Source organism: Nocardioides albertanoniae (assembly GCF_006716315.1).
Taxonomy (GTDB): Bacteria; Actinomycetota; Actinomycetes; order Propionibacteriales; family Nocardioidaceae; genus Nocardioides; species Nocardioides albertanoniae.
Map to the genome: position 1 here is coordinate 2,335,380 of NZ_VFOV01000001.1, position 26,644 is coordinate 2,362,023.

General features: G+C 69.5%; 24 protein-coding genes. 17 read left to right on the forward strand and 7 right to left on the reverse strand.

Translation table 11 applies throughout. The features are described 5' to 3' along the window. The first annotated feature begins 41 nt into the window (after positions 1 to 41). From def to FB381_RS11100, 3 genes are read left to right on the forward strand one after another with little or no spacing between them, the layout of a single operon-like run. Positions 42 to 587 (forward strand): peptide deformylase, encoded by a 546-nt coding sequence (gene def / locus FB381_RS11090; protein ID WP_141780344.1) that lies wholly within the window; start codon positions 42 to 44, stop codon positions 585 to 587. Positions 588 to 606: 19 nt separating this feature from the next. Continuing rightward, complete coding sequence (fmt, locus tag FB381_RS11095; RefSeq protein ID WP_141780345.1) at positions 607 to 1,548, forward strand: methionyl-tRNA formyltransferase; 942 nt, start codon at positions 607 to 609, stop codon at positions 1,546 to 1,548. Beyond that, a complete protein-coding gene (locus FB381_RS11100) occupies positions 1,532 to 3,001 on the forward strand; it encodes an RsmB/NOP family class I SAM-dependent RNA methyltransferase (RefSeq protein WP_141780346.1) in 1,470 nt (489 codons plus the stop codon). Before fmt ends, FB381_RS11100 begins: the two co-directional genes overlap by 17 nt. A gap of 9 nt (positions 3,002 to 3,010) precedes the next feature. On the opposite strand, the gene ligD is transcribed toward FB381_RS11100, so the two are convergent. The 3 genes from ligD to FB381_RS11115 form a co-directional block, all read right to left on the reverse strand. Further along, positions 3,011 to 3,967, reverse strand: coding sequence for a non-homologous end-joining DNA ligase (ligD, locus tag FB381_RS11105; RefSeq protein WP_141780347.1), 957 nt, complete (start codon positions 3,965 to 3,967; stop codon positions 3,011 to 3,013). Positions 3,968 to 4,020: 53 nt separating this feature from the next. Next, positions 4,021 to 6,327, reverse strand: a complete 2,307-nt coding sequence (locus tag FB381_RS11110) for an acyltransferase family protein (protein WP_170225131.1) — start codon at positions 6,325 to 6,327, stop codon at positions 4,021 to 4,023. Between the two features lie 139 nt (positions 6,328 to 6,466). Then, entirely contained in the window at positions 6,467 to 7,360 is an 894-nt protein-coding gene (locus FB381_RS11115) for a RecB family exonuclease (RefSeq protein WP_141780349.1), read from the reverse strand. Positions 7,361 to 7,501: 141 nt separating this feature from the next. On the opposite strand from FB381_RS11115, the gene FB381_RS11120 reads away from it, so the two are divergent. The 4 genes from FB381_RS11120 to FB381_RS11140 all read left to right on the forward strand — a co-directional run bounded on the left by FB381_RS11120 (position 7,502) and on the right by FB381_RS11140 (position 12,336). Beyond that, positions 7,502 to 8,671, forward strand: a complete 1,170-nt coding sequence (locus FB381_RS11120; protein WP_141780350.1) for a site-2 protease family protein — start codon at positions 7,502 to 7,504, stop codon at positions 8,669 to 8,671. A 94-nt stretch (positions 8,672 to 8,765) separates the two neighbouring features. Then, a complete protein-coding gene (locus tag FB381_RS11125) occupies positions 8,766 to 9,767 on the forward strand; it encodes a tRNA (adenine-N1)-methyltransferase (protein WP_141780351.1) in 1,002 nt (333 codons plus the stop codon). A 148-nt stretch (positions 9,768 to 9,915) separates the two neighbouring features. Then, positions 9,916 to 11,679, forward strand: coding sequence for a proteasome ATPase (arc, locus tag FB381_RS11130; RefSeq protein ID WP_141780352.1), 1,764 nt, complete (start codon positions 9,916 to 9,918; stop codon positions 11,677 to 11,679). Positions 11,680 to 11,991: 312 nt separating this feature from the next. Then, positions 11,992 to 12,336: a hypothetical protein gene (locus FB381_RS11140; protein ID WP_141780353.1), complete on the forward strand. Its 345-nt coding sequence runs from the start codon at positions 11,992 to 11,994 to the stop codon at positions 12,334 to 12,336. A gap of 29 nt (positions 12,337 to 12,365) precedes the next feature. On the opposite strand, the gene FB381_RS11145 is transcribed toward FB381_RS11140, so the two are convergent. Then, positions 12,366 to 12,992: a GNAT family N-acetyltransferase gene (locus FB381_RS11145; protein WP_141780354.1), complete on the reverse strand. Its 627-nt coding sequence runs from the start codon at positions 12,990 to 12,992 to the stop codon at positions 12,366 to 12,368. 9 nt (positions 12,993 to 13,001) lie between these two features. Further along, positions 13,002 to 14,978, reverse strand: coding sequence for a DUF2207 domain-containing protein (locus tag FB381_RS24090; protein ID WP_211352392.1), 1,977 nt, complete (start codon positions 14,976 to 14,978; stop codon positions 13,002 to 13,004). A 108-nt stretch (positions 14,979 to 15,086) separates the two neighbouring features. On the opposite strand from FB381_RS24090, the gene dop reads away from it, so the two are divergent. The 4 genes from dop to prcA all read left to right on the forward strand — a co-directional run bounded on the left by dop (position 15,087) and on the right by prcA (position 18,654). Continuing rightward, complete coding sequence (gene dop, locus FB381_RS11155) at positions 15,087 to 16,598, forward strand: depupylase/deamidase Dop (RefSeq protein WP_141780356.1); 1,512 nt, start codon at positions 15,087 to 15,089, stop codon at positions 16,596 to 16,598. A gap of 143 nt (positions 16,599 to 16,741) precedes the next feature. Next, a complete protein-coding gene (locus FB381_RS11160; protein WP_141780357.1) occupies positions 16,742 to 16,939 on the forward strand; it encodes a ubiquitin-like protein Pup in 198 nt (65 codons plus the stop codon). A gap of 3 nt (positions 16,940 to 16,942) precedes the next feature. After that, positions 16,943 to 17,782 carry a proteasome subunit beta gene (prcB, locus tag FB381_RS11165; RefSeq protein ID WP_141780358.1) on the forward strand — a complete coding sequence of 280 codons (840 nt, stop codon included), beginning with the start codon at positions 16,943 to 16,945 and terminating at the stop codon, positions 17,780 to 17,782. Continuing rightward, positions 17,779 to 18,654 (forward strand): proteasome subunit alpha, encoded by an 876-nt coding sequence (gene prcA / locus FB381_RS11170; protein WP_141780359.1) that lies wholly within the window; start codon positions 17,779 to 17,781, stop codon positions 18,652 to 18,654. Before prcB ends, prcA begins: the two co-directional genes overlap by 4 nt. A 94-nt stretch (positions 18,655 to 18,748) precedes the next feature. Here prcA and FB381_RS11175 read toward each other — a convergent pair whose 3' ends face one another. Together FB381_RS11175 and FB381_RS11180 are read right to left on the reverse strand one after the other, a co-directional pair. Continuing rightward, positions 18,749 to 19,189: a VOC family protein gene (locus FB381_RS11175; protein ID WP_141780360.1), complete on the reverse strand. Its 441-nt coding sequence runs from the start codon at positions 19,187 to 19,189 to the stop codon at positions 18,749 to 18,751. Positions 19,190 to 19,295: 106 nt separating this feature from the next. Then, entirely contained in the window at positions 19,296 to 20,804 is a 1,509-nt protein-coding gene (locus tag FB381_RS11180) for a SulP family inorganic anion transporter (RefSeq protein WP_141780361.1), read from the reverse strand. A gap of 171 nt (positions 20,805 to 20,975) precedes the next feature. Here FB381_RS11180 and pafA point away from each other — a divergent pair, with 171 nt between their 5' ends. The 6 genes from pafA (at position 20,976) to tatC (ending at position 26,636) form a co-directional block, all read left to right on the forward strand. Next, a complete protein-coding gene (gene pafA, locus FB381_RS11185) occupies positions 20,976 to 22,337 on the forward strand; it encodes a Pup--protein ligase (protein ID WP_141780362.1) in 1,362 nt (453 codons plus the stop codon). A 97-nt stretch (positions 22,338 to 22,434) separates the two neighbouring features. Next, the gene (locus tag FB381_RS11190) at positions 22,435 to 23,418 is read left to right on the forward strand and encodes an FKBP-type peptidyl-prolyl cis-trans isomerase (RefSeq protein WP_170225133.1); all 984 of its coding nucleotides are present in this window, start codon (positions 22,435 to 22,437) and stop codon (positions 23,416 to 23,418) included. A gap of 24 nt (positions 23,419 to 23,442) precedes the next feature. Then, positions 23,443 to 24,426: a helix-turn-helix transcriptional regulator gene (locus FB381_RS11195; RefSeq protein ID WP_141780364.1), complete on the forward strand. Its 984-nt coding sequence runs from the start codon at positions 23,443 to 23,445 to the stop codon at positions 24,424 to 24,426. After that, positions 24,423 to 25,445, forward strand: a complete 1,023-nt coding sequence (locus FB381_RS11200; RefSeq protein WP_141780365.1) for a helix-turn-helix transcriptional regulator — start codon at positions 24,423 to 24,425, stop codon at positions 25,443 to 25,445. Before FB381_RS11195 ends, FB381_RS11200 begins: the two co-directional genes overlap by 4 nt. A 58-nt stretch (positions 25,446 to 25,503) precedes the next feature. Beyond that, positions 25,504 to 25,782: a twin-arginine translocase TatA/TatE family subunit gene (tatA, locus tag FB381_RS11205; protein ID WP_342778401.1), complete on the forward strand. Its 279-nt coding sequence runs from the start codon at positions 25,504 to 25,506 to the stop codon at positions 25,780 to 25,782. An 8-nt stretch (positions 25,783 to 25,790) separates the two neighbouring features. Further along, positions 25,791 to 26,636, forward strand: coding sequence for a twin-arginine translocase subunit TatC (tatC, locus tag FB381_RS11210; protein WP_141780367.1), 846 nt, complete (start codon positions 25,791 to 25,793; stop codon positions 26,634 to 26,636). Positions 26,637 to 26,644: the final 8 nt, after the last annotated feature.

Genomic DNA, 26,644 nt, shown 5'->3' on the forward strand with positions numbered 1-26,644 from the left:
TGGTGCCGACAAGCTCGCCGATCGGACGCCCGAGGAGACCTGTGGCCGTTCAGCCCATCCGACTTTTTGGCGACCCCGTGCTGCGCAAACCAGCTCTCGAGGTCGTCGACTTCGACAAGGAGCTGCACAAGCTCGTTGCCGACCTCACAGACACCATGCTCGAGGCGCCCGGCGCCGGTCTGGCGGCGCCGCAGCTCGGCGTCAGCCTGCGAGTCTTCACCTGGAACGTCGACGGCGAGATCGGCCACCTGATCAACCCCGATCTCACGCTCTCCGAGGAGATCCAGGACGGCGGCGAGGGCTGCCTGTCGCTGCCCGACATCACCTACGACTGCCGACGCGCCCTCTCGGTGGTCGCGAGGGGCTTCGACATGCACGGCGAGCCGGTCACGATCGAGGGCTCGGAGCTGCTCGCGCGCGCGATCCAGCACGAGACCGACCACCTCGACGGCATCTTGTTCATCGACCGGCTCGACACCGCGGCACGCAAGGCGGCGATGAAGGAGATCCGCGAGTCGGAGTGGTTCGGCCTCGAGAAGCCGACGGTCAAGATCTCGCCGCACGCCACGAACGGTTTCGGATTCTGATGAGCCTCGAGGAGAAGTAATGCGCTGTGTCTTTGCCGGCACCCCCGAGGTCGCCGTGCCGTCCCTGGAGGCGATCGCCGCCTCGCGCCACGAGGTCGTCGGCGTCGTGACCCGCCCGGACGCCGCCCAGGGCCGTAGCAAGCGGCTGGTGCCCTCACCGGTGGCCCAGCGCGCCGAGGAGCTGGGCATCCCGGTGCTCAAGCCCGAGCATCCGCGCGACCCTGAGTTCCAGACAGCCCTCAAGGCGCTCGAGCCCGACTGCTGCCCCGTGGTCGCCTACGGCGCGATGCTGCCGCAGACCGCGCTCGACATCCCGGAGCACGGCTGGGTCAACCTGCACTTCTCGCTCCTGCCGGCCTACCGCGGCGCCGCCCCCGTGCAGCGCGCCGTCTGGGCGGGTGAGCAGATCTCCGGCGCCACCACGTTCCGGATCGTCAAGGCGATGGACGCCGGCCCGATCTTCGGCACGATGACGCAGGCGCTGACGCCCCACGAGACCTCCGGGTCGCTCTTCGAGAAGCTCACCGAGGGCGGTGCCGAGCTGCTGGTGCGCACCCTCGACGGGATCGAGGACGGCTCGCTCGAGGCCCGTGAGCAGCCCGAGGACGGCGTCTCCTACGCCGACAAGATCACCGTCGAGGACGCTCAGATCGACTGGAAGCAGAGCGCCCTCGCCATCGACCGCCAGGTGCGTGCGTGCACCCCGGCGCCGGGCGCCTGGACGCTGCTCGAGGGCGAGCGTTTCAAGGTGGGCCCGGTGACGCTCGAGGGCGGCCTCGACATGATCGAGCACCCGGGCATCGCGCCCGGTCAGCTGCTCGTCCGCAAGAACGAGGTGCTCGTCGGCACCGGCACCGCCACCGTGCGCCTGGGCCGCGTCAAGGCGTTCGGGAAGAAGGAGATGCCGGCCGCCGACTGGGCCCGCGGGGTACGTCTGGAGTCCGGTGTCACCTTCGGATAGGGCGCAGCCGAACAGAGCGCAGTCGGGGAGACGCAACCGCGGTCGCGGGCCACAGGGTCCGGGTCGGTCGGGCACGCGTGGTGCCACCAAGCCCGCGGATCCGGCTCGGCTGGCCGCCTTCGAGGTGCTGAAGGCGGTGCGGGTCGACGAGGCGTACGCCAACCTCGTGCTGCCCCACGTGCTCGGCCGTCTCGGCCTGGAGGGTCGCGACGCGGCGTTCGCCACCGAGCTCGCCTCGGGCACGCTGCGGCAGCAGGGCACCTACGACGCGATCCTGGCCGCCTGCATCGACCGGCCGCTGGCCAAGGTCGAGGCGAAGGTGCTCGACGTGCTGCGCCTCGGCGCCCATCAGATCCTGTCGATGCGGGTGCCCGACCACGCGGCGATCTCGACGAGCGTCGACCTGGCCCGCTCCAAGGTCGGTCAGGGCCCGGCCGGGTTCGTGAACGCCGTGCTGCGCAAGGTCTCCCGATCCTCGCTGGAGGAGTGGGTCATCGCGGTGGCACCGGCGCGCGAGAAGGATCACGACGGCTGGGCCGCGGTGGCCTTCAGCCACCCGCGATGGGTGGTCGAGCGGCTCGCCGAGGCCGTCGGCCGCGACCAGGTCGACGCCCTCCTGGCGGCCGACAACGTGCCTCCGGCGGTGACCCTGGTCGCTCGTCCGGGCCGATCGAGCCTCGAGGAGCTCGGCGGCGCTCCGACGGCCCACTCGCCGTACGGCGCCACCCTCGAGTCGGGCTCGCCGGCCGGGATCCCCGCCGTCGCCGAGGGGCGCGCCGGGGTCCAGGACGAAGGCTCACAGCTGGTCGCGCTCGCGCTCGCCGAGGCAGGTCTGGAGAGTCGGGGTCCGGAGGTCTGGCTCGATGCGTGTGCGGGCCCGGGCGGGAAGTCGGCGCTGCTGGCGGCCCTGGCCTCCCAGCGCGGCGCCTCGCTGGTGGCCAACGAGCGGCAGCCGCACCGCGCCGGCCTGGTGCGGCAGAACCTCCTCGCGCGGGAGAGCGACGCCCTCGTCCCCGGCGCCGCGGGCGTGGTCGCGGGCGACGGCACTCGGGCGCCGTTCAGGGCCGGCGTCTTCGACCGGGTGCTCGTCGACGCTCCGTGCACCGGCCTCGGCGCGCTCCGGAGGCGTCCGGAGTCGCGGTGGCGGCGGACGGCTCGAGACCTCGACGTGCTCATCGACCTGCAGCGGTCGCTCCTCGAGCGTGCGATCGACCTGACCCGCCCCGGCGGTGCGGTGCTCTACGCGACCTGCTCGCCGGTGCTCGCCGAGACCCAGGGCGTGGTCGAGCATGTGCTCTCGGCCCGCTCCGACCTGCGGGTCGAGCCGATCGCCGCGACCGTCGGACAGGTGCCCAACAGCGCGGGCCCGATCGCCGGCACCGTGCAGCTGTGGCCGCACCGCCACGGCACCGATGCCATGTTCCTGGCGCTCCTGCGCCGAGACGAGGCCTGAGGCGCCGCGTCAGTCCTCTGGCGGGGTCTCGGCCCCGTCGCGCTCGTCTCGCTGCGCCCACTCGAGGAGCTCGGTGAGCGCGAAGGGATGGTCGTCGATGTCGTGGTGGAGGTCGCCGAGCCTCGCGAACCGCTCGGGCATCGTGGTGATGGTGAAGTCGTCGGGCTCGGCGTCGGGCACCTCGTCCCAGCGCAGCGGCGCGGAGACCCGCGCCTGCGGCACCCCGCGCACCGAGTAGGCCGCGGCGATCGTGTGATCCCTGGTGTTCTGGTTGTAGTCGACGAAGAGCTGAGCCGGGTCTCGGTCCTTGCGCCACCACGCGGTGGTCACGAGCTCGGGCACCCGGCGCTCGACCTCGCGGGCGAACGCGAGCGCGGCGCGGCGTACGTCGTGAAAACCGTGCTCTGCGGGGATCCGGACGTAGATGTGGATGCCGCTGCCGCCGCTGGTCTTCGGATAACCGACGGCGCCGAGCTCGGTGAGGACCTCCTGGGCCACCGCGGCGACGGTGCGCACGGTGCTGAGCGGGCAGGCGGGGCCGGGGTCGAGATCGATGCGCCACTCGTCGGGCTTCTCGGTGTCGTCACGGCGGCTGTTCCACGGGTGGAACTCGACCGTCGACATCTGCACCGCCCAGATCACGGCGCCGAGCTCGGTCACGCACAGCTCGTCGGCGGTGCGCGACCAGCGCGGGAAGTAGAGGCGCACGGTTTCGATCCAGTCCGGTGCGCCCTGGGGGAGCCGCTTCTGGTGCACCTTCGGGCCGTCGAGCCCCTTGGGAAACCTGTGCAGCATGCACGGCCGCTCCCACAGCGCGTTGACGATGCCGGGCCCGACCGCGAGGTAGTACTGCACCACGTCGAGCTTGGTCGCGCCGATCTGCGGGAAGTAGACGCGATCCGGGTTGGAGACGCGCACCACTCGGTTGTCGACCTCGATCTCCACCGCCGGGGACGTCTTCGCCATGCTCGCGACAATAGAGGATCCGCGCGGCCGAGACCGGGCTACCCGACCTCCGGCTACCAGATCTTCAGGCGCTCGCCGAGCGTGCGGCCCATCTCCTCGGAGTAGGTCGCGGTGAGGTGGTGGCTGTCGCGGTGGGTGATGGAGTCGCCGACGACGGTGGAGCAGATGCGGGCGCTGTCGCAGAACAGGTCGTCGAGGTTCAGCGCCTCTACGCGGGCGGCCTTGGCGGCCTTCATCTGCAGGTCGGCGCCCTCCTGCTGCCTCGCGAGCGGCTTGTAGGTGCACGGCGAGAGCTTCTTGTTGCTGCTCAGGCAGGTGGCAGGGTCGAACTCGAGCGCCGGTACGTCGCGCAGCCACACCGTCCGCTTCGCGGCCGGCTTCACGTGCTCGAGCAGCCGCTGGTAGCCGCGGTAGACGGCGCGCTGTACCTCGGCTTCGCCGGTGTGCCGGCCCGCGCCGTCGTGGTAGGCGGCGCCGATCGGGCGCGAGGAGATCAGCAGCAGGTCGGGCTGGATCTTCTTCACCATCGAGAGCATGAACTTGTGGAAGGAGTCGCACGACGTCATCGGGTCGGTGCTGTCGAGCTTGTCGGGGGTGATCAGCGAGACGGTGCACTGCGGCATCGCCAGCACGTAGGCGCGATAGCCCGAGCGTTCGGCGATCTCGTCGACCGCCGGGATCCAGTGGCGGGCGTGGGAGTCACCGATGACCACGATCGTCGTCTCGGCGTCCTTGTCGCCGCGCGGGCAGAGCTTGCGCACGCTCGTGACGTAGTAGTTGCACTCGCCGACGGTCTCGACGTCGTCGGAGAGATGGGTCAGATCCGGTTTGAGGTTGGTGGGGATCGGCTGGTTCTTGCGAGCCGCCAGGATCGAGGCGTCGACGAGAGCCGGCAGCGGGTCGGGCTCGGGGGCCTTGGCCGCGGGCGGTCCCTCGCTCGAGGCCGGCCGCTCGGGGCCCTTGGCGTCCGGCGCGTCCGAGGAGCCGGGCGCGTCGGCCTCGGTGAGGGTGATCGCGGGCTGGTAGCCGTCGCGCGCGGTGCTGGTGGCGTAGGCGTTTGCCCCGAAGCAGGTCACTGCGACCAGGGTGATGCTCAGCGGGTAGAGCGCGACCGGCCCCAGCGCGCCGGCTCTGCGCAGCACCGGCCTGCGCCACATCACCCCGCGCCGGAACGGCTCCTCGACGAAGTGGAAGGAGAGGCCGGCCAGAGCGAACGCGAGCGCGACCAGGAGCACCTGCTCCCACCAGTGCAGCTCGCGACCCAGCTGCAGCTCGGCCAGCACCAGCACGGGGAAGTGCCACAGGTAGAGCGAGTAGGACCAGTTGCCGATGATCTGCAGCGGGCGCACCGAGAGCAGTCGGCCGACGACCGTCGGGCCGTGCCAGAGGGTGCCGGCCACGATGATGAAGACGCTGCCGAGCACCGGCACGAGCGCCGGCGTGCCGGGGAACGGGGTCGCGTCGTTGAACTGCAGGCAGGCGCACAGGATGAAGAACATCCCGAACGCCGAGAGCACCTGGGCACGCCAGCGCGCCGTCGCGTCCTGGGTGCCCTCGCCGAGGAAGGCGATCGCGGCGATCGCGCCCAGGCCGAGCTCCCAGGCGCGGGTGAAGGGCGAGAAGTACGCCGCCTCGGGGCTCGTGCGGGTCAGCACGGCCGAGGCCAGGAGCGAGGCCACGATCCCGACCCCGAGGGCGATGATCAGCACCCGTCGACCGCGGTGGTCGAGCCTGTCGGCGCTCTCGGGGCCCTCGGCGGCGTGGGCGGACTTCCAGCGCCTCATCGCCCACAGGCAGCCCAGGATCACCAGCGGCCACACCAGGTAGAACTGCTCCTCGACCGCCAGCGACCAGAAGTGCTGCAGCGGCGAGGGCGGCAGCGCCGCGGAGAAGTAGTCGGTCTCGAGCGAGGCGAACCGGAAGTTGGCGGCGAACGCCGCCGACCACAGCGCGTCGAGAGCGATCTCGCGGGTGCGTACGAAACCGAGGAAGACGGCGGCGTAGACGGTCGTCGCCAGCAGCACCACGGTGGCGGCCGGCAGGATCCTGCGGGCCCGGCGCGCATAGAAGCCGAGCAGGCTCACCCGGCCCCGCGAGCGGGCCTGGCGCACGAGCTGCTGGGTGATCAGGAATCCCGAGATCGCGAAGAAGACGTCGACACCGACGAAGCCGCCGGTCAGCGACCCGAACCCGACGTGGAGGGCGACGACCGCGAGCACGGCGATCGCGCGCAGACCCTGGATGTCGGGCCGGTGACGTGAGGCGCCCGAGTCCGAAGCGGCGGAGCTCGGATCGGTCGAGCTCGGATCGGTGGACGTGGGAGCCGTCGAGCTGGGGGTGGTCGAGCCTGTCGAGTCCACGAGCAGCACCTCCTCAACCGCACTCGTCACATTCGAGCCGACGATAACTTCCGCGACACGCTGATCCCGGAAGGCGCGCCTAGACGATCGACGCGCGGGCTGACCTGCTGCGCGAGGGCCACCTCGCGCATCGATTCGTCTAGTCCAGATCCACGTCGTCGCCTGCGGTGACGGGGCCTGTGGTCGTCGGCAGCGGGGGAGGGGTGCCGCCGAAGGCGGGGCAGAGCGCCTTGTGGGCACACCAGCTGCACAGCCGGCTTGGGCTGGGCAGCCACTCGCCACTCTCCTGCGCGACGCGGATCGCTCGCCAGATCGCCTCGATCTTGCGCTCGGTCGCCAGCAGGTCGGCCTCGTCGGGCACGTAGCGCAAGAGATCGCCCGAGCCGAGGTAGATCAGCTGCAGCATCGCCGGCACCACGCCCGTGGTGCGCCAGATCACCAGCGCATAGAACCTCAGCTGGAACAGTGCCTTCGCCTCGTACGCCTCGCTGGGGATGCGGCCGCTCTTGTAGTCGACCACGCGGATCCGGCCGTCGGCGGCCACGTCGACCCGGTCGATGAAGCCGCGCAGCAGCAGCTTGGACTCCAAGACAGTCTCGACGTAGTGCTCGCGCTCGGCAGGCTCGAGACGACGCGGGTCCTCGAGGTCGAAGTAGCGCCGCAGCACCCGCCGGCACGACTCGAGCCAGGTCTTCTCGCCGCCGGTCTCCTCGCCGTCTGCTTCCTCGCCGAACAGCGTCGCCAACGCCGGGTCGAGGTCGCGTACGTCCTGCCAGGCCTGCTCGATCATCGCGGCCGCCTGCCGCGGCGTACGCTCGGGAGCGGGCAGGTCGAAGAGGTCTTCGAGCACCTTGTGGACCACGGTGCCCCGGGCGGCCGCCTCCGTGGGCGGCTCGGGCAGCTGGTCGATCGTACGGAAGCGGTAGAGCAGCGGGCACGAGGTGAAGTCGCCGGCACGGCTCGGCGAGAGCGAGCCCAGCACGTCGACGCCGTCGACCGGGGTCGAGAGCGAGTCCGCCGGTGACGAGCTCACGCCGACCCCGCCGAGCGGCGCGCAGAATACGGAGACGGCCGCCTGAGGCCCGTGGTCAATCGCTGGCGCTCGCTCATGGGGTCGACACTATGGGTAGGCACCGACACCCGGCCTTCACCGCACCTCAAGTACGCTCGGAGCGTGGCAGACCCCGACCCACGCCCCGACGGCGACAAGCCGGTCGACGAGGCGCCCACATCCCGCGTGCCGGGCACGATCAAGGTGGGCTCGATCGCGGGCAGCGAGGTCCTGGTGACCCCGTCGTGGTTCCTGATCGCCGCCCTGATCGCCTACCTGATGGCGCCGCAGATCGAGACCGTGGAGCCGGGCCTCGGCTGGCTGCGCTACGTCGCCGGCTTCGCGTTCGCGATCGTCCTCTACGCCGCGGTGCTGCTGCACGAGGCCGCCCACGCCGTGGTCGCCAAGAGGCTCGGATACCCGGTCGGCGCGATCATGCTCCACTTCCTCGGCGGCGCGACCGCCGTGGAGAGCGAGGCGAAGCGGCCGCGTCACGAGTTCTGGATCGCGGTCGTCGGTCCGCTGGTCTCGCTCGCCGTCGCCGGCGCCGCGTTCGGCGTCTCCCACCTGACCCCCGAGGGCCTGATCGGGCTGATCGTGACCGGTCTGTGGGTCACCAACCTCTTCGTGGGCGTGCTCAACCTCGTGCCCGGGCTGCCGCTCGACGGTGGCCGGGTGCTCAAAGCGGGCGTGTGGGGCATCACGGGCAACGTCAACCGGGGCAACATCGTCGCCGGCTGGGCCGGGCGGGTGCTCGCGGTCGCGGTGCTGCTGTGGCCGTTCATCCAGGGGCAGATCATCGGCTCCCAGCCCGACCTCATGGACTATGTGCTCGCCGTGATCATCGGCGTCTTCCTCTGGAGCGGCGCCTCGGCCGCGATCATGTCGGCGAAGGTGCGGCTGCGGCTCCCGATGCTGGTCGCCCGCGACCTCGCTCGCCGCACCCTCGCCGTGCCGGCCGACCTGCCCCTCGCCGAAGCCGTACGCCGCGCTCAGGACGCCGAGGCCGGCAGCATCGTCACGGTGACCAGCGGGGGCGAGCCGATCGGTCTCGTGCACGAGGGCGCGCTGCTGGCCACCCCTGAGGACCGCCGCCCGTGGATGGCCACATCGACGGTCACCAGACGCCTCGAGTCGGGGCTGACGCTGTCGGCCGACATCGACGGCGAGGAGCTGATCCAGGCGATCTCGAAGACGCCCGCGCCCGAATACCTGCTGGTCGAGCCCGACGGCTCGATCTACGGCGTGCTGGTCACCTCCGACGTGGATGCCGCCTTCCGCGCCGGTGCCTGACCCGGCGCCCGGATCTGCGCCCGGATCTGCGCCCGAATCTGCGCCGGTGCTCGTGGTTTGCCGGGTTGGCCCGGCGAGCGGATAACCTCGGCGGGTGTCAAGCGCTGATATCCCAGACATTCCGGCCGATGCCCGTGCGGGCGTACACCGCGGGCTGCTGCGCGAGGGCGAATGGGTGCGGCTGACCGACACCAAGGGTCGCCGCCACAACTTCGAGCTCGTGGCCGGCAAGCGCTTCTTCTCCAACAAGGGCCACATCGACCACGACGAGCTGATCGGTCGCGAGGAGGGCTTCACGGTCACCGCCTCCACCGGCGGCGAATATCTCGTCTTCCGCCCGCTGCTGAGCGAGTTCGTCGTCTCGATGCCGCGCGGCGCCGCGGTGGTCTACCCCAAGGACGCCGCCCAGATCGTGGCGATGGCCGACATCTTCCCGGGCGCGAGCGTCGTCGAGGCCGGCGTCGGCTCGGGTGCGCTGACCTGCTCGCTGCTGCGTGCGGTCGGCCCGTTCGGGAAGGTCACCTCCTTCGAGCGCCGCGAGGAGTTCGCCGACGTCGCGCGCAAGAACGTCAACCAGTTCTTCGGCACACCCGAGGGCGAGTCCCACCCGAGCTGGTCGCTCAACCTGGGCGATCTCCAGGAGGAGCTGCCCCGTCAGCAGATCCGCTGCGACCGGCTGATCCTCGACATGCTCGCGCCCTGGGAGTGCATCGACGCGGCCGCCGACTCGCTCTATGCCGGTGGTGTCGTCTGCGCCTACGTCGCGACCACCACCCAGCTGTCCCGCTTCGTGGAGACGGTGCGTGCCCACGGCGGGTTCACCGAGCCGCAGGCCTGGGAGACGCTGGTGCGCGACTGGCACGTCGAGGGGCTGGCCGTGCGGCCGGGCCACAAGATGATCGGCCACACCGCCTTCCTGGTCACCGCCCGCCGGCTCGCGGCGGGCGAGCGTGCGCCGCGCAAGACGCGCCGGCCCGCGCCCGGGGCGTACGGGGTCGACTACACGGGTCCGCGGCCCGCCGACATGCCGGCGTCCGAGCCGGTGGCGGCGCCCGCCCCCGAGGTCGTGCCTGATGGGAGCGGCGAGTCGGCCTGAGCCGGCTTCGCGGGCGCGCAGATCTCCTGCGTGCCACGAGCTGACACGGGTGGCCCCGATATGGACAGATTGTGTCCATGCTCGAAAAATCAACCCTCCCTGTTGCCCTCCGTCCTTGTAGGGTCGAATCAGCAGAGGAGGTGTGCTGATGTCGACATCCGATGGATTCCATTCCGAGGAGCGCAGCCCCGAGGAGCTCGAGAGCCATGTCCGTTTCCTCGAAGCCGAGGTGACCGACCTGCGGCACAGGTTGACCGAGATGCCCGGGTCTTCGCGTGGGCTGGAGGCGCGGCTCGCCGAGGCGCAGCGCTCGCTGGCCGGTGTGACCTCGCAGAACGAACGACTCACCGGGACGCTTCGAGAAGCCCGTGACCAGATCGTCAAGCTCAAGGAGGAGGTCGACCGACTGGCACAGCCGCCGGCAGGCTTCGGCACCTTCATCGAGCGCAACGACGACGACTCGATCGACGTCTTCACCGGCGGGCGCAAGCTCCGGGTGACCGCGTCGCCCAACGTCAACCTCGACGAGCTCAGCTATGGCCAGGAGGTCATGCTCAACGAGGCGCTCAACGTCGTCGCCGCGATGGAGTTCGAGAAGGTCGGCGAGGTCGTGATGTTCAAGGAGCTGCTCGCCGACGGCGAGCGCGCCCTGGTCATCGCCAACGCCGACGAGGAGCGTGTCGTACGCCTGGCGGAGCCGCTTCTGCGCGACGCCATCCGCGCGGGTGACTCGCTGCTGCTCGAGCCGCGCTCGGGCTACGTCTACGAGAAGGTGCCCAAGTCCGAGGTCGAGGAGCTCGTCCTCGAAGAGGTGCCCGACATCGCCTACGACTCGATCGGTGGCCTCTCCGGCCAGATCGAGCAGATCCAGGACGCCGTCGAGCTGCCCTACCTCTACCCAGAGCTCTTCATCGAGCACCAGCTCAAGCCGCCCAAGGGCGTGCTGCTCTACGGCCCTCCAGGCTGCGGCAAGACCCTGATCGCGAAGGCCGTCGCCAACTCGCTGGCCAAGAAGGTGGCGGCGCGCACCGGTGCCGACGGCAAGTCCTACTTCCTCAACATCAAGGGCCCCGAGCTCCTCAACAAGTACGTCGGCGAGACCGAGCGACACATCCGCCTGGTCTTCCAGCGTGCCCGTGAGAAGGCCGCGGCCGGCACCCCGGTGATCGTCTTCTTCGACGAGATGGACTCGCTGTTCCGCACCCGCGGCACCGGTGTCTCCTCCGACGTGGAGAACACGATCGTCCCGCAGCTCCTCTCCGAGATCGACGGTGTCGAGGCGTTGGAGAACGTGCTCGTCATCGGCGCCTCCAACCGTGAGGACATGATCGACCCGGCGATCCTGCGCCCGGGCCGGCTGGACGTGAAGATCAAGATCGAGCGTCCCGACGCGGAGGGTGCGCGAGACATCTTCTCGAAGTACCTGGTGCCCGACCTCCCGCTGCACCCCTCCGACATCAACGAGTTCAACGGCGACAAGCAGGCGACCGTCGACGAGCTCATCCGCACCACCGTCGAGCGGATGTACACCGAGACCGAGGAGAACCGCTTCCTGGAGGTCACCTACGCCAACGGCGACAAGGAGATCCTCTACTTCAAGGACTTCAACTCCGGCGCGATGATCCAGAACATCGTCGACCGGGCCAAGAAGATGGCCATCAAGTCCTTCCTCGACGCCGGCCAGGACGCCGCGCAGAAGGGCCTGCGGGTGCAACACCTGCTCCAGGCCTGCGTGGATGAGTTCAAGGAGAACGAGGACCTCCCCAACACCACCAACCCCGACGACTGGGCCCGCATCTCCGGCAAGAAGGGCGAGCGGATCGTCTTCATCCGCACGCTCATCACCGGCAAGCAGGGCACCGAGCCCGGTCGCTCCATCGAGCAGGTCTCCAACACGGGTCAGTACCTGTAATCGGATCCGTACGCCGGCCGCCGTCTACATCCGTGGACGGCGGCCGGAGTGTGTCCGCCGCGTTCTATTCGGCTGCGAGTCGATGCGTCGGGGGCTAGGGTTTGATCGTTCGTGGGGCGGTCCCGCGTATGGACGGGGGCCCAGATGGCGGTATGGCTGCTGATTGCGCTCGGCTTGGCGGTGCTCGTCGTCGTAGCGGCCCTCGGGGCCCTGGTCTGGGTGGTGTCCGGACGTGCCTCCTCGGAGCGAGCCAACATCCAACACAATTTCGGGCCGAACGGCCCCAGCATCTGATCTGTAAGGTTGAGCGACGTGGCAGAAGAGATGGCGCGCAAGGACATCGAGGCCGGGCTGGAGACCCGCCATGAGCTCGGGGACGCGTTCGACGCGGAGCTGGTCGCCGGCTTCGCCGACCGCATCGAGAAGACCGTGCAGGAGCGGGTCGGCACCACCGCCGCCGCCCGCACCCTCGCCGAGCGCAACGAGTCGCGCACCTCGGTCTTCCAGTTCGTCCTGGGCGCCGGGTCCGCCGTCGCCGGCATCCCGATCAGCATCACCCTCGGCGTCACCGACAACCTCGGCGCCCTCGTGATCTCCTGGGTGGGGCTCGTCGGCGTCAACGTCGCCCACGCGGTGCGTACGCGCAAACCGCGCTGAGCCCCACCCACGACCCAGAACGGACCGGCTCAGTCCTCCATCTCACCGGTCCACTGCACGCCGAGGATCAGGGCCTGGTCGCTCTCGACGAGGGTCGTGAACCCGACGCGACGGTAGAAGCCGATGGCGCGGGTGTTGCCGGCGCTGACGCCGAGGTGGGCGCCGCGTACGCCGGCGACGTGGAAGGCGCCGAGCATCATCGCGATCAGCTCCTTGCCGACGCCCTGGCCCTGGGCGCGGGGGAGGAGGTTGATGTGCAGATGGGCCGGGAAGTCGGCCAGCAGGTCGGGGGGCGAGTGGAGCGGGCGGTGGATCAGGGAACGCATCCGGGCGCTCCAGTCGGTGGGGTCGAAGTCGGGCCCGGGGTCGGGGTTGACGACGCGCAGGGCCGGCCACCAGTCCTCCTCGCACTCCTTCTCGAAGGATCGGGTGAACGGCGTGCCGACCACATAGCCGGAGACTCCCTCGTCGTCGACGGCGACGAACCCGAGGCCGATCCGCGAGACGAGATAGGGCGCCGCGTAGATGTTGCCGAGCAGCTTCGGGTCGTCGTAGAACTCGGTGGCGTCCTCGCCGGAGGCCCCGGTCAGCAGACAGATCGAGAACAGGTCGTCGAGGTCGTCGGCGGTGGCCCGCCGGATCTCAGGAGTGCTCATGCTCTGACCTCACCATGACCCGCCTCCGCCGTCGCCGCCGCCCCCGCCTCCGCCGAAACTACCGCCTCCGCCCCCGCCTCCGCCGGAGAAGGTCCCACCGCCCGAGAAACCACCGCTGCCGCCGCTGCTCGAGGGCGCCTGGTAGGCACGTACGGCAGAGTCGAAGGAGCGTTCGAAGTCCCTGGTCAGCGCGCCGGCGAGGTCGCCCACGGCGCCGGCTCCCGCCTCGGCAGAGACCGCCGAGGCGCCGAAGAGAGCATGCTGGTTGTAGGGGAGATAGCTCGGCGCGGCGGGGCTGGAGACCCCGCCGACCTTGAACCGTCCGGCCCACTGCTTCGCACAGCCGAAGGCGACCGCCCACGGCAGATAGGTGTCGTATGTCGCCTGGTCTCCCTGGAAGTCGCCCGACCGGGCCCGCAGGGTCTCCCGGAAGCCCGCCGCCTCGGCTGCCAGAGCGCGGCCCGCCTCGGTGCGCTTGAGCCCGGCGCTGGGCACCGTCGCCGGGCCGAGCATGATCGCCAGGAGCCCGGGTGCGAGCGCCCACAGGGTCGTCTCGCCCGGACGTACGATCGCCAGGACGACACAGGCGAGCGCCGAGACCACGAAGCCGACCAGATAGAGCCACATCCCGGCGCCCTCACGCCGGACCAGCCCGTCGTTGACCGCCCAGCTCTCCGCGCGCTGGCGGAAGGTGGGCATGGTCTGCCCCAGCGTCTTCGCGGCCCGCCGACCGGCCGCGCTGTTCTTGTCGGCGCCGATCGCGAGGTTGTCGAACTTCTCCACGACGCGGGTGACCCGGTCGACGGTGTTCCACGACGGTCGGGGCACGTCCTCGCTCCGGAACGTCGAGGTGCGCCATCCGTTCTGGGTCGAGCGGATCCCGACGATCCCGCGGGAGGCGGCATAGAGGATGCTCGCCCCGAGCAGGCGTGGCTTCGCCCGCTTCTCGATCAGGTACGCCGCCTGAGCAGGCCCGATGTCGGGCGGCGGTGTCGCCCGCGGCTCCACCCGCGGCAGCCGGTCCCAGGTCCTGACCTGCACGATGGCGCCGACCAGCAGAGCGGCGATCGCGAGGCCCGCGATGACGCCGTAGGTCTCGGTGTCGGTGCCCAGCACCGCGTCCCAACGCTGCGACCACGGCCACTCGCGCCCGGTGATCTCGGGGGTGGCGAGCCCGGGGATGCCGGCCTGCACGGTGAGCGGGGTGCCCGCCGGCAGGTCGTCCGCGGTGATTCGCAGCGTCGAGGTGCCCTCGCCCTCGGTGGTGGCGCAGCCGTCGGTGGCGCCGCGACCGACGGCGCAGCGTACGTCGGCGGTGTCGGCGGGGAGGGTGAGGTCGAGATCGGCGTGGGCGATCGACTGGCGCCACCCGGAGGGGATGAGGTTCCAGTAGAACCGCGACCCGTCACCGGAGGGGAGCAGCACGTCGGCCATCTCGTAGCGCAGCACGTAGGTGTGCTTGCCCTCGGGCAGCTCGGAATACTCGTCGCCGATGCGGATGTCGGTGTAGCGGCCGCTCCAGCCCTCGGTGGTCTTCTCGGTCTCGGCGTAGTTGCCGAACTGGAGCAGGAACTGTGCGGTGCCGTCGGCCTGACCGTACTTCTCGACCAGGCGGGGCAGCTCGTCGGCCTCCCAGCCACCGCGGTCGACGATGGCCTGCGCCTTCTGCCGGTCGCTCACCTTCGGGTCGACCTCGACGGAGATGTTCTCCGGCCGGCGGCGCAACGAGGGCGCGTTGGGGTCGCGGGAGTCGAAGAACCGGAAGATGCCGTGGCTCTCGGAGTCGGGGAAGTCGACCGTGACGGTCTCGGTCACCGACATCCGGCCGTCGTCGGTGACGACGAAGTCGCCGTCGTAGTCGGTGATCGTCGTGTGTTCCTCGACGTCGCCGGCACCCGAGAGCAGCCCGGCGGCCGCGAGCGGCCACAGCACCAGCACCGCGAGGATCGTCGCGCCGGCGGCGTACCACCAGACGTAGCGTTTCACGAGCCGGGTGCCTCCTGGTTCCGTCCAGCTGAACGCCTCTCGACCGACCTCGGTGTGGCGTGTGGATGGTCCCCTTGCTTCGCGCACATGGCCGGTAGCCTTGCAGGTATGAGCGTACGACGGGTGATGGGCACCGAGGTCGAATACGGGATCGCCGTGGCCGGACAGCCCCAGGCGAACCCGATGGTGGCCTCGAGCCAGGTCGTCAATGCGTACGCATCCTCGACCCTGAAGGCGAGGAGAGCGCGCTGGGACTTCGAGGAGGAGTCGCCGCTGCGCGACGCCCGAGGCTTCGACATGTCGCGTCAGGTCGCCGACCCCAGCCAGCTCACCGACGAGGATCTGGGGCTGGCCAACGTCATCCTCACCAACGGCGCCCGGCTCTACGTCGACCACGCCCACCCGGAGTTCTCCTGCCCCGAGGTGACCAACCCGCTCGACGCGGTGCGCTGGGAGAAGGCCGGCGAGCAGGTGATGCTCGACGCCACCCGTGCCGCCGCGCGGCTGCCGACCAGCCCGCAGATCAACCTCTACAAGAACAACACCGACAACAAGGGCGTCTCCTACGGAGCGCACGAGAACTACCTCATGCGCCGCTCGACCGCCTTCGCCGACATCGTGCGGCACCTGACCCCGTTCTTCGTCTCCAGGCAGGTCTTCGCCGGTGCCGGGCGGGTCGGGATCGGCCAGGAGCGGCCCAAGGACGGCTTCCAGATCTCCCAGCGCGCCGACTTCTTCGAGGTCGAGGTCGGTCTGGAGACCACGCTCAAGCGGCCGATCATCAACACCCGCGACGAGCCGCACGCCGACCCCGAGAAGTATCGCCGCCTCCACGTGATCCTCGGCGACGCCAACCTGGCCGAGATCTCGACCTACCTCAAGGTCGGCACCACCTCGCTGGTGCTCGCGATGATCGAGGACGGCTACATCTCCCGCGATCTCAGCGTCGACGGCCCGGTCTCGGCGCTGCGTGCCATCTCCCACGACCCCACGCTCAAGACGCTGATCACGCTCAAGGACGGCCGCAAGCTGACCGGCGTACAGCTCCAGATGGAATACCTCGATCTGGCCAAGAAGTTCGTCGAGGAGCGCTACGGCTCCGAGGCCGACTATCAGACCAAGGACGTGCTCGAGCGCTGGGAATCCGTGCTCGACCGGCTCGAGCGCGACCCGATGGAGTGCGCCACCGAGCTCGACTGGGTCGCGAAGTACAAGCTCCTGCGCAGCTACCGCGAGCGCGACGGCCTGGAGTGGAACGACCCCAAGCTGCACCTGATCGACCTGCAGTACGCCGACATCCGCCCCGAGAAGGGCCTCTACAACAAGCTCGTACGCTCCGGGCGGATCCAGCGCCTGCTGACCGACGACCTGGTGGAGAAGGCGATGCACGACCCGCCGACCGACACCAGGGCCTACTTCCGCGGGCGCTGCCTGGAGAAGTACTCCGAGCACGTCGCCGCCGCGTCGTGGGACTCGGTCATCTTCGACCTGCCGGGTCGGGAGTCGCTGCAGCGGGTGCCGACCATCGACCCGCTGCGCGGCACGAAGAAGCACGTCGGCGGGCTGCTCGACGCATCCGAGACCGCCCTCGACCTCTTCAACCGGCTCACCGGCGCCTGACCGGCGCACGACTGACGCCTGCCGGACCCAGGATCGCCTCCGCGTGCCGGAGGACGGCCAGTTCCGAGGTATGCCTTCCTCCCTCAGCGTAATCAGGCATTGTTTCCTCAGGTTTTGTCGGTGCTAGTGGATAGGTTGGTGACATGGCACAGGAGCAGAAGCAGCCGAAGAAGTCCTCCGAGTCCGAGGAGGCCGTCGAGACCGCGCCCGAGACCGACGTCAGCGAGCGCAAGGAAGCGCTGGACTCCGACGTCGACGACATCCTCGACGAGATCGACGACGTCTTGGAGACCAACGCGGAGGACTTCGTGAAGTCCTTCATCCAGAAGGGTGGACAGTAAGACATGTCTGAGTCCCGGATCCCGGCTGCCTTCATGACGCCGGGCACATCGTCCTTTGCCGACTTCCTGACCGCGCAGTCCCCGGACCTGCTCCCGGGCAGCGTCCAGGGCGGCTCCGCCAACCTGGGCGACATCGCTCCGCACGGCACCACGATCGTGGCGGCCACCTTTCCCGGTGGCGTGATCATCGCGGGTGACCGGCGCGCGACCCAGGGCAACCTGATCGCCGAGCGCGACATGCGCAAGGTCTATCCCGCCGACGAATACTCCGCGGTGGGCATCGCCGGGTCCGCGGGTCTCGCGATCGAGCTGGTCAAGCTCTTCCAGACCGAGCTCGAGCACTACGAGAAGATCGAGGGCACCACGCTCTCGATCGAGGGCAAGGCCAGCCGGCTCTCGGCGCTGATCCGGTCCAACCTGCCGATGGCGATGCAGGGCCTCGTGGTCGTGCCGCTCTTCGTCGGCTTCGACCCCGACACCGGCTCCGGCCGGATCTACGGCTACGACCCCACCGGAGGCCGCTACGAGCAGACCAGCTACTCCGGCGTCGGCTCGGGCTCGTTGTTCGCCAAGGGCTCGCTGAAGAAGCTCTACCGCGAAGACCTCGACGAGGCGACCCTGGTCGCGGTGCTGATCCAGGCCCTCTACGACGCGGCCGACGACGACTCCGCCACCGGCGGGCCCGACCTGTCGCGCAAGCTGTTCCCGATCGTGCACGTGATCACCGCCGACGGCGGCCGCACGCTGCCCGACGCAGAGGTCGGCGCTGTCGCCGAAGCCGTCATCACCGGAAGGCTCCAGCGGCCCGACGGTCCCATCGCCGAGTTGGAGGGTGGCCAGTGAGCACTCCTTTCTATGTCTCTCCCGAACAGCTCATGCGCGACCGAGCCGACTTCGCGCGCAAGGGCATCTCCCGGGGCCGGGCACTGGTCTCGCTGCAGTTCGCCGACGGCATCGTCTTCGCCTCCGAGAACCCTTCGGCGGCGCTCCACAAGGTGAGCGAGATCTACGACCGGATCGCCTTCGCCGCGGTCGGGCGCTACAACGAGTTCGAGAACCTCCGCATCGCCGGCGTCCGGCTCGCCGACATGCGCGGCTACGCCTACGACCGGCGCGACGTCACCGGCCGTGGCCTGGCCAACGCCTATGCCCAGACGCTCGGCACGATCTTCTCCTCGGGGGGCGAGAAGCCCTACGAGGTCGAGCTCTTCGTCGGCGAGATCGGTGACTCCGCGGCCGACGACCAGCTCTACCGGCTCACCTACGACGGCCAGGTCGTCGACGAGCACGGCTTCGCCGCGATCGGTGGCGCGGCCGAGGCGGTCGGTGGCTATCTCAAGGAGCGCTACACCGAGGGCGCCTCGCTCGAGGACGCGATCAAGCTGGCGGTGGCCGCGCTGGGCCACACCGACACCGACGACCGCGAGATCGCGGCCAAGGATCTCGAGGTGGCGGTGCTCGACCGCAACCGCACCCAGCCGCGCAAGTTCCGCAGGATCCGGCCGGCGACGCTGGTCGAGATCCTCGGCGCGGTCAGCGGCACCGCCGAGCTCGAGGACGCGAAGCCCGCAGCCGCCGAGAAGTCGGCCGCCGAGGAGACGGCTACGGAGGACAGCGCCGAGAAGAGCGGCGAGAAGTCCGCCGACGAGGCGCCCCTGGCACCGCCGGCCGACGACGACGACGGCGAGCCGCCCATCGCCCCACCGGTCGACTGAATCGGCCGAACCGACTGAGCCGACTGTGCCGGCGACGTGGGAGCGCCGAGGTCACCAGCTGACCTCGGCGCTCCCACGTCTCGTCTCCGGGGACTCAGTCGATCCGGTCGGAGAGTGAGACGACGATGCCCTCCGGGCCACGCACGTACGCCATCCGCACGATGTTTTCGTGCACGCCGACTCCTCCGACGAGCCCGTAGCCGGCCTCCGCCAGCCGCTCGAGCTCGGCGTCGAGGTCCTCGACCTCGAAGCAGACGTTGCGCAGGCCGAGCTCGTTGGCCATCGCCGCCGGTGAGCCCGGGGTGTGGTCGGGGCGTACGAACCGGGCGAGCTCGAGCGAGGTGCCGCCGCCCGGCGGCCGCAGCATGACGACCTCGCAGCGCGAGTCGGGGATGCCGCAGACCGTGTCGATGAACTCGCCCTCGACGAACGCGCGTCCCTCGATCTCCAGGCCGAGGCCGACGAAGAAGTCGGTGGCCGCGTCGAGATCCGCGACGGTGACACCGATGTGGTCGAAGCGCTTCAGGTTCGTCATGACTGCCATCCTCATACGTAGTCGTCGTTCGGCGGGGTGCCTGTGAGAGGTGAACGAGGCCCGGGCAGCGATCTCTACATCGCGGGCGACACGAGTCCTGCCAGGCTCAGTGCCCGGTGAGCCGGCCGCTGAGCCGCTGGTGCCGGTCGGCGCTGGAGGTGTTGAGCCCGACGATGCGTACGGACTTGTTCTTGATCGCGTACTTGTGGGTGATCGCGTCGAGGGCCGCGACCGTGGAGGCGTCCCAGATGTGGGAGTCGGAGAGGTCGATGACGATCTCGTCGGGGTCCTCGGCATACTCGAACTGCGTGTAGAGGTCGTTGCTGGAGGCGAAGAAGAGCTCGCCGGTGACCCGGTAGACGGCGGTGCTCTCGCCGTCAGGCCCCGTGACCAGCTCGCGATCGGTCGCGGTCATGTGGGCGACCCGGCGGGCGAAGAGCGTCATCGCGACCAGGACACCGACGACGACCCCGATGGCAAGGTTGTGGGTGGCCACGGTGACGACCACCGTCGTCACCATCACCACCGTCTCCGAGAGCGGCATCCGGCGCAGCGTGGCGGGCCGCACGGAGTGCCAGTCGAAGGCGCTGACCGAGACCATGACCATGACCGCGACCAGCCCCGCCATCGGGATCAGCGCCACGACGTCGCCGAACCCGACGACCAGCACGAGCAGGAAGACACCGGCGAGGAAGGTGGACAGGCGCGTACGCGCGCCGGAGACCTTCACGTTGATCATCGTCTGCCCGACCACCGCGCATCCGCCCATGCCGCCGAACAGGCCGGTGATCAGGTTCGCCACGCCCTGGGCGCCGGCCTCGCGCGTCTTGTCCGAGTGGGTATCGGTGATGTCGTCGACGAGCTTGGCGGTCAGGAGCGACTCGAGCAGGCCGACCAGAGCCATGCCGAGGGCGTAGGGGGCGATGATCTCCAAGGTGTCGAGCGTGAGAGGTACGTCGGGCAGGAACCAGGTCGGCAGGCTGTCGGGCAGCTTGCCCTGGTCACCGACGTTCGGCACGTCGACCGAACCGATGACGGTGAAGGCCGTGAGCGCGACGATCGCCACCAACGGGGCAGGGATCACCGTGGTGACGCGCGGAAGGCCGACGATGACGGCGATGCCGACGGCGATCATCGGGTAGACCGCCCAGGGCACGCCGACCATGTGGACGACCTGAGCCTGGAGGACGAGGAGCGCGAGCGCGTTGACGAACCCGACCATCACCGAACGGGGGAGGAAGCGCATCAACCGGGCCACCCCGGTCAGCGCCAGGGCGATCTGGATGAGGCCGCCCAGGAGCACCGTCGCGATCAGGTAGTCGTAGCCGTGCTCGCGCATCACCGGGGCGATCACCAGCGCCACCGCACCGGTGGCTGCGGAGATCATCGCCGGCCGGCCGCCCAGGAACGAGATGGCCACCGCCATCGTGAACGAGGCGAACAGCCCGACCCTGGGGTCGACACCGGCGATGATCGAGAACGAGATCGCCTCCGGGATCAGCGCGAGGGCGACGACGAGGCCGGCGAGCACCTCCGTACGCAGCAGCCTCGGTGAACGTAGCGCGGCGAGCACGCTCGAATGCTGCGGCGCGAGGACAGGCGGGGTTGAGGACACGACGGGATCCGATCGTTCGGGACTGGCAGGTCCAGCGGCTCACGGAAGGTCGACGAGCCCAGGGCTCATTCTCCGCTGCGAGACGCACCGACGTTCCGGAGGGTGGTTCGCCCGCCGTGTCGTAGCTCTGAACGCCTCCGGAGTCACCGCCGACGGTCTAGGGTTTCGGTTATGGACAGGCGCATCTTCGGCATCGAGAACGAGTACGGCGTGACCTGCACGTTCCGCGGCCAGCGGCGGCTGAGCCCCGACGAGGTGGCCCGCTACCTCTTCCGCAAGGTGGTGAGCTGGGGGCGCAGCTCCAACGTGTTCCTGCGCAACGGCGCGAGGCTCTACCTCGACGTCGGCTCCCACCCCGAGTACGCCACGCCCGAGTGCGACGACGTGATCTCGACCGTCACGCACGACAAGGCGGGGGAGCGGATCCTGGAGGGCCTGCTCCTCGACGCCGAGCAGCGGCTCCACGACGAGGGCATCGCCGGCGACATCTACCTGTTCAAGAACAACACCGACTCGGCCGGCAACTCCTACGGCTGCCACGAGAACTACATGGTCAGCCGCGCCGGGGAGTTCTCCAAGCTCGCCGACGTGCTCATCCCGTTCCTGGTCACCCGCCAGCTCATCGTCGGCGCCGGCAAGGTCACCCACACCCCGCGTGGTGCCGGGTTCTCGGTCTCCCAGCGCGCCGAGCACATCTGGGAGGGCGTCTCCTCGGCCACCACCCGCAGCAGGCCGATCATCAACACCCGCGACGAGCCGCACGCCGACGCGGAGAAGTATCGCCGCCTCCATGTCATCGTCGGCGACTCCAACATGTCCGAGACGACCACGATGCTCAAGGTCGCCAGCTGCCACCTGGTGCTGCGGATGATCGAGGAGGGCGTCGTCATGCGTGACATGACGATGGAGAACCCGATCCGGGCCATCCGCGAGATCTCCCACGACCTGACCGGCCGTCGCAAGGTGCGTCTGGCCAACGGTCGCGAGGCCAGCGCCCTCGACATCCAGAACGAATACCTCTCCAAGGCGCGCGAGTTCGTCGACCGCCGCGAGATCACCGACCCGACCATGCTCGCCTCCCTCGACCTGTGGGAGCGCGGCCTGAAGGCGATCGAGTCCGACGACCTCTCCCTGGTCGACCGTGAGATCGACTGGGTGATCAAGTGGAAGCTGATCGACCGCTACCGGGCCAAGCACGGACTGCCGCTGGGCCACGCGCGTGTGGCCCAGCTCGACCTCGCCTACCACGACATCCACCGCAACCGGGGCCTCTACTACATGCTCGAGAAGCGGGGAGCGGTCAAGCGCGCCACCACCGACCTGAAGATCTTCGAGGCCAAGTCGGTGCCGCCGCAGACCACCCGGGCGCGCCTGCGCGGGGAGTTCATCAAGAAGGCCCAGGAGCGCCGTCGCGACTTCACCGTCGACTGGGTCCACCTCAAGCTCAACGACCAGGCGCAGCGCACGGTGCTCTGCAAGGACCCGCTCAAGGCCTACGACGAGCGCGTCCAGCGGCTCATCGACGGCATGTAGCGCGCCCGGCGGGGTGGCTTCGACACCTCGCAACCACGAGGCGGATATGGTGTGCTCCGCTGTCGTTCACTTCTTCCACGTCACGAAGGTTTGCACTGTGCCCACTGCTCCTCGGCCTCGTCTGCGTCACGCGCTGAGCGCGCTGGCGATCACCATGCTCATCCCCGCTCTGGTCGCCTGCGGTGGCGAGGAGAAGAAGGGATACGGCGACGAGACCGTCTCCGGCTTCGACGGCGTGACGGTCTCGGCCAAGACCGACAAGGCACCCACGCTGAAGTGGAAGTCGGAGATCTCCTACCCGAAGGACCCCAAGGTCAAGACGCTGACCGAGGGCGACGGTGAGGAGATCCCGAAGGGTCGTGGCGTGCTCGCCAAGATCTACATCGGCAACGCGACCACCACCGACAAGGAGTGGGCCTACCAGAGCCAGGCTCCCGAGGGCGAGGAGCTGCCTGCGGAGAAGCCGTGGGACACGATCCTGAAGGGCGCCAAGGTCGGTGACCGGATCGAGGCCATCGTCGGCTCGGCCGACCTGCTCGGCGAGGGCGGCAACCCGCAGATGGGCATCGGCAACCACGACACGCTGGTCGTCGTCATCGACGTCGTCAAGCCTGCCGCCGACAAGACCCCGCACGACGTCAAGTCCTCCGAGCTCCCGAAGGTCGTGGAGAAGAAGGGCAAGCCGACCGGCTTCGACTTCTCCGGCATCGCCAAGCCGAAGGCCGACGACGTGCTCAAGCGCTCCATCGTCAAGGAGGGCGACGGCGCCGAGGTCACCGCCGACCAGACCGTCACCGCCAACTACCTGGGCATGACCTACGGAGCCAAGAAGCCGTTCGACGAGAGCTTCAGCAAGAAGGCCGTGCCGTTCGCCCTCAACCAGGTCGTCCCCGGGTGGACCAGCGGCCTGGAGGGCGTCAAGGTCGGCAGCCGTGTTCTGCTGCAGATCCCGCCGGAGCTGGGCTACGGTTCGGAGGAGAAGCCGGGCCAGGGCGGCAACCCGGGCATCCCGGCCAACAGCACGCTCTACTTCGTCATCGACATCGTCAAGGCCGAGGCCACCCCGGCAACGCAGCAGTAAGGCTCTAGGGGGAGAAACCACACCGTGGCGGCGGGTAAGACCGAGCGGTTGATGAACCTGCTCATCATGTTGCTCGTGCAGCGTGACAACGTGTCGAAGGAGCGGATCCGCGAGGTCCTCTACCCGACGTCGGCCGGTGAAGCGTTCGAGAAGATGTTCGAGCGCGACAAGGAGGAGCTGCGCAGCCTCGGCGTGCCGATCGAGACCGGCGTGATCGACTCGTTCTTCGAGGACGAGGTCGGCTACCGGATCAGCCCCGAGCAGTTCGCGCTGCCCCCGATCACCCTGGAGGCCGACGAGCTCGCGGTCGTCGGCCTGGCCACCAAGGTGTGGGAGAACGCCTCGATGGCCGAGGCGACCACCGACGCCGTCCGCAAGCTCAACGCCGCCGGCCACGAGACCGACGTCTCCGCGCTGGAGATCGTGCAGCCTCGGCTGGCCGCGGAGGAGGGCTCCTTCGACACCTTCGTCGCCGCGACCCAGGATCGGCAGGTCGTCGAGTTCGACTACCGCGGCTCCCGGGCGGCCGAGCCCTCCCACCGGAGGCTGCAGCCGTGGGGCGTGGTCCGCTACTCAGGTCGTTGGTACACCGTCGGTCACGACGTCGACCGCGACGACACCCGCATCTTCCGGCTCTCCCGCGTGCTGGGGGAGGCGCAGGCGGTCGGCGAGCTCGATGCCTTCGAGGTGCCCGCCGGGATCGACGTACGCGATATCGCACGGGATCTCGCGCCGGCGCCGTCCACGGGGAAGGCCGTGCTGCTGCTGAAGCAGGGGAGCGGTCACACGCTGCGGCGCGCCGCCGACTCGGCCGAGACCGGTGTGCGCGGGCCCGACGGCAACGACGACTGGGACCGCGTCGTGCTCACCCGGGTGCCCGCCGACCTGGCCGGAGCCGTGCTCGGACACGGTCCGGACGCCTTCGTGGAAGAGCCCGAGACCCTGCGCCGCGAGGTCGCCGACCGCCTCGCACGGCTGGTGGGTCGCCTCGAGGGAGCCGACCGATGAGCGCGGCCGCGAAAGGCCCGGCCAAGGCAGCCGGGGCGAAGGGGCAGGTCGAGCGTCTGCTGAAGCTGGTGCCCTACCTCTACTCCCAGCACGACGACGTACGCCTCGACAAGGCCGCGGCCGATCTCGGTGTCGAGGAGAAGCAGCTGGTCAAGGACCTGCAGGTGCTCTTCATGTGCGGGCTCCCCGGCGGCTACCCCGACGACCTGATCGACGTCGACATCGACGCGCTGACCGAGCCCGACGGAGACCGGGTCATCCGCATCTCCAACGCCGACTATCTCGACCGCCAGATCAGGCTCACCCCGACCGAGGCCACCGCCGTCATCGTCGCCCTGCGCGCGTTGCGCGGCGGTGCCGTGGCGGCTGCGACCAAGGAGGTCGTCGACCGTACGCTCGCCAAGCTCGAGCAGGCCGCGGCCGAGGGGGCGGCGGGCAGCGTCGACCCCGGCGACGAGCCGGTCGACACCACGCTGGTGCAGATCCACGCCGCTCTCGCGACCGCGATCGACCAGGGTCGGCAGGTGCGTATCGACTACTGGGTGCCGGCGCGTGATGAGGAGTCCTCGCGGCTCATCGACCCCCGCGCGCTGGTCTCGATCCGAGACATCGAGTATCTCGACGCCTGGTGCCATCGCGCGCAGGCGCCGCGCAGCTTCCGGCTCGACCGGATCCGCGGCGCGGAGGTGCTCGAGACCCCGGTGGCCACCGAGCCCGAGGACGGCGCGAGCGCCGAGGACGCGGCCGGGCTGCTGGAGCGTACGGACTCCGGCACCGTGGTGCGCGTGCGGCTGGCCCCGGAGGCCCGCTGGGTCAGTGAGTACTACTCGGTGATCGACCCGGTCGAGGTGCCCGGCGGCGGGCTCGAGGTGGGGCTGCGGGTCTATGACCAGCGCTGGCTGACCCGTCTCGTGCTCCGGCTGGCGCCCTATGCCGAGGTGCTCGACGACGAAACGTTCACCGAATCGTTTGCCACGACTGCGAGGCAGGCGCTCGGCCTGTACCGTACGGGCGCGTAGACTTCTGGCGTTCCCCTAGACGTAGATGAGGTAGTTGATGTTCACTCCAATGATCGGTATGCCGCAGGGAGCCGAGTGGCTCATCATCTTGGCGATCGTGATCCTCGTCTTCGGCGCTGCCAAGCTTCCCGAGCTCGCCCGCGGCACCGGCCAGGCGCTGCGGATCTTCAAGTCCGAGACCAAGGGTCTGCGCGACGAGGACGACGAGAAGGGTGCGAAGGGCGAGAAGACGGAGAAGCCGGCCGAGCTCACCGCCTCCGAGCAGGAGCGCATCAGCGAGCTCGAGCGTCGTGAGGCCGAGATCAAGGCCGAGCGCGAGCGCCTCTCCGGCAACTGAGGCCCACATTGTCCATCGCCGGTGTTGTCGCGATCTTCCGCGGCACCCCCAAGCATGCCATCGGCGAAGACGGCCGGATGGCGCTCTCCGACCACCTGCGTGAGCTGCGCGCGCGGGTGATCAAGGCGAGCCTCGCCCTCGTGGTCGGCTTCGCCGTCGCGCTGTTCTTCTTCGACCCGCTCTTCCAGCTGGTCATGGACCCGTATCTCAACGCCTCCAAGATCCTCAAGGAGGCCGGGGGAGCCGACACGCTCGGCACCACCAACGGAGCAGCGGGTGGCTTCCTGCTCTACCTCAAGCTCTGCGGTCTGGCCGCCTTCATCGGCACCAGCCCGATCTGGCTCTACCAGGTCTGGGCGTTCCTGATGCCCGGGCTGCACGCCCACGAGAAGAAGATGTCGCGCATCTTCGTGGCCGTCGCCGGCCCCCTCTTCCTCGTCGGTGTCGTGCTCGGCTACGTCACCTTGCCCAAGGGCCTGGAGATCCTGTTCACCTTCGTGCCCGACGGCCTGACCAACGTGGTCGAGTTCAACGACTACCTCAGCTTCCTCAGTCGTACGCTGCTGGTCTTCGGCATCGCCTTCGAGATCCCGGTCTTCGTGATCCTGCTCAACCGCATCGGGGTGCTGCCCGGCGCCGCGCTGGGCAAGTATCGTGCCTGGATCATCGTCGGCTCCTTCGTCTTCGCGGCCGTCGCGACCCCGTCGGGTGACCCGTTCACGATGACGATCATGGCGGTCCCGATGGTGATCCTCTTCGGGATCTCCGAGGTCATCGCGAGGGCCCACGACAAGCGCAAGGCAGGCGACCGCACCGACCGGATCGGCGACCCCGACGTCCCCTCGGTGATCTGACCTCCGGT